Origin of the sequence: uncultured Methanobrevibacter sp. (assembly GCF_937906425.1) — an archaeon.
Lineage (GTDB): Archaea > Methanobacteriota > Methanobacteria > Methanobacteriales > Methanobacteriaceae > Methanobrevibacter.
In genome coordinates, this window is sequence record NZ_CALCYR010000224.1 from 1 (window position 1) to 3491 (window position 3491).

Sequence of the window (3491 nt, forward strand, 5' to 3'; positions counted from 1 at the left end):
ATGAGTTTTGTTTTATTTATTTTCAGTTGTTTTTATTGTTTTTTTATAAAATAAGTATTGATTCGTTTTGAAAACTTTTAAAGTAAAATGAGTTTTGTTTTATTTATTTTCAGTTGTTTTTATTGTTTTTTTATAAAATAAGCGTTGGTTTGTTTTTAAAAACTTCTAAAAAATAAAAAATAAAAAATAAAAAATTGTAAAACTATAAACATTTGTTTATAATTTTACATAAATGTCTTTTTTTAAGCGGCTGCAGTTTCCTTTTCCACAGTTTCAGCTTCAATAATTACCGGTTCTTCCTCTGGAAGAACGGACTTTGTGCTTCTTAATCCAAATAACATAGTGGATAAGTTGTGAAGCAATGAAGTTGTTGTAGGTGGAATAATGCCTAAAAGACCTAATCCAATTAAGGATCCATTGAACATTACAATGTGTCTGTAATTGGTGTTGATCTTGTCAATCATTCCAGTAGCTAACTTTCTAAGAGTTACTAAATCGTATAAATCATCTGAAAGTAAGGAAATATCTGCAACTTCTCTTGCAATGTCAGAGGAGTTTCTCATAGCCACTGATACATTTGCTGCAGATAGTGCAGGTGAATCGTTAATTCCATCTCCAACCATAATTACTTGGTGTCCTTCGTCCTTAATGCCTTGTATAATGTTTGCCTTATCCTCTGGAAGGACTTGTGATTGGTATCTGGTGATTCCTAAATCATTAGCTATTTTATTTGCAGCATTTTCACTGTCTCCAGTGAGCATCACTACATTTGTAATTCCTAATTCTTTAAGTTGGCTAATTACCTCATGGGCTTCATCTCTTACTGGGTCTGCAATACAAAGGATTCCTTGAAGTTTCTTTCCAATTGCAAGATAAATAACTGAATATTCGCTAATGTTTTCTTCAATGATTTTTTCTTGTTTTTTGGTAAATTTGATGCCTTCATCTTCTTCAACAAAGTGTCTGCTTCCTATGATTGCCTTTTTACCATCGTAAGTAGTTGAAATTCCATGTGCCACTATATATTCCACTTCGCTATGATCTTCCTCATGTATCAAGCCCTCTTTTTCAGCTTGCTTTACAATTGCGGTAGCTACGCTATGTGCAAAGTGCTCTTCGATACATGCAGCTATTCTCAGCACTTCATCCCTTTCGTATTTTCCACAAGGAATGACTTTCTCAAGAACAGGACTTGCATTGGTTAAAGTTCCGGTTTTATCAAATACGATGGTGTCTGCATTTGCAAATGCTTCAAGGTGTTTTCCACCTTTTACCATCATTCTATTATCTGAAGCTTCTCTCATTGCAGTAATGACTGAAATCGGGGTAGTCAATTTGATTGCGCATGAGAAGTCAACCATAAGAACCGCCAAGGCTTTTGTAACATTTCTTGTAAGCAAATAGGTTAATGCAGTTCCAAGTAAACTGTATGGAACAATTGAATCTGCCAATTTTTCAGCCTTACTTTGAATTCCAGCCTTAAGCTCTTCGGAATCTTCAATCATGTTGATGATCTTGTTAAGTCTTGTCTCATCATTAACTGATCTTACTTCAATTACTAGGGAACCTTCTTCAATTACAGTTCCTGCATGTACAGCTTTACCTTTACCTTTGTGAACTGCCAAGGATTCTCCTGTCATGGATGCTTCGTTAATCATTGCATCTCCATCAACGATAACTCCGTCAACAGGAATCAATGCGCCAGTTCTTACTCTTATATTGTCACCTTTTTCAAGTTTTGTCATAGGATATGGTTTTTCGATTTCTCCACCTTCACCATCATCTTCAACTAACCATACAGTGTCAATGTTTAATGATAAACTATTTTTCAATGTATTTTTAGTTTTTTGCATGGTATAATCTTCTAACATGTCTGAAATGGACAGGAGGAACATCATTGATCCTACAGAACTGTAGTTTTTGGTAAGCAATGATGCAGCTATTGCAGTTCCATCAAGAAGTGCAACATCAGCGCGGAAACTTGTTAGGCTGTCGAATCCTCTCCAGAGGAATCCTGCTGCATGATAGAACATTCTTAATTTTCTGAAAGGAATAGGCAATACTATTTTAATTAAATAGCGTCCTAAAATCTTTTTAGATAAGTTTATAACAAAGTCATTAGATAACTCTTTTGAAATAATCTCTTCACTAGCTTTTGTTTCATAAAGATCTGCTTGACTAATTTTATCTAAGATATTGAGGATTTCTCCTCTTTTTGCTCTATCACTGTAATTAATAAGAATACTACCGTTTCTGTGAGAGATATAACATTCGTCTATGAAGTCATATTCGAGTAAGGTTTCAGTTAAGCCATAGGTTTCCCCTTTAGTAAATGCTTCTTTACCAGCACGAACTCTTAAACGGGTGTTTTTATCATAAACTATATCGTAAATCATGGCTCTAAAATAAAATAATATTTTTAATTATTGATATTTTAATTTTTAAAACAAATAATGGATGAATCTTATAAAATTATTTAATGATTCAAAAGGGATTATTCATAATAAAAATTAATTTAATTAAAAATGTTTGAAAATTATAAAAAATAGTAAATGATTTAATAAAATAAAAAATTTATCATTAAATCATTTCGATTAAAAATTTATTCTTCTTCAGTAACATCAACACAGACAGCTTCTTTTTGTGCTGCTTTTGCATCTACATGGATGTCTTCTGCATTGTCTTTAATGTCTTGGATGGATTCTTCGATGTCACTTTTGCATGTTAAGACTTTTGCCATACCTTTTGCAGCATAGTCTTTTGTAGTTTGGGATTTTAGGATTTTGTATCCTGCGTAAGCTGTTGCCATTCCACCAACGAAAATTAATGCATGTTTGTGTTGAATCATTTTGTCTGCTAATTCTTGTCTAGTTACCATTTTTTCACCTTTGATATTTTTGTTCTCATATCCTAAATATTAAAAATGTTTAATTAAAAAATTTATATTCAATTGTCCTCTTTTTAATTAATTTTTTAATATGATTTTAAATATTCAATTTTTAAAATGCATATCAAATTATTTTTTTAATATTAGAATTTATAATTATAGTTTAATTTTTGATTTTATTTAAATCTTTAGGTATGCCTAAAATCTTAAAAAAAACTATAATTTTTTGGATACAATTTCTCCATGTAAATTCTTTTTTATGAGATAATCTTTTTTATGTAATTATTAGTATATAAATCATTCGGTTTAATTTTGCTTTATTTCTAAAATAGAGCCCAATTATTTAGTTATACCTAATTTAAATTTAGTTTATCCAAAATTTACTTTAGTTATGCCTAAAATGGTATTAGTTATGCCTAAACTTAATTTAGAGATGCCTAAATTTTTTTAAAATCTCTCCTTTAAGGGCTTCTTTTTAAGTTTTTCACCTAATTTTTTTGCTTTTTTTTAAGAATTTTGTAAATTTTCATAGGCATTTTTTATAATTTTTTTATTCTTCCCAAGTTTGATTTTTTAAAATTCTTATTATTTATTATTGATAATA

General features: G+C 30.1%; 2 protein-coding genes. Both read right to left on the bottom strand.

Features of this window, described 5'->3' with window-relative positions:
• Nucleotides 1–242 precede the first annotated feature (242 nt).
• Nucleotides 243–2396 carry a heavy metal translocating P-type ATPase gene (locus Q0138_RS06455; protein ID WP_297982229.1) on the bottom strand — a complete coding sequence of 718 codons (2154 nt, stop codon included), beginning with the start codon at nucleotides 2394–2396 and terminating at the stop codon, nucleotides 243–245.
• A gap of 206 nt (nucleotides 2397–2602) precedes the next feature.
• Entirely contained in the window at nucleotides 2603–2878 is a 276-nt protein-coding gene (locus Q0138_RS06460; protein WP_297982232.1) for a DUF6110 family protein, read from the bottom strand.
• Nucleotides 2879–3491: the final 613 nt, after the last annotated feature.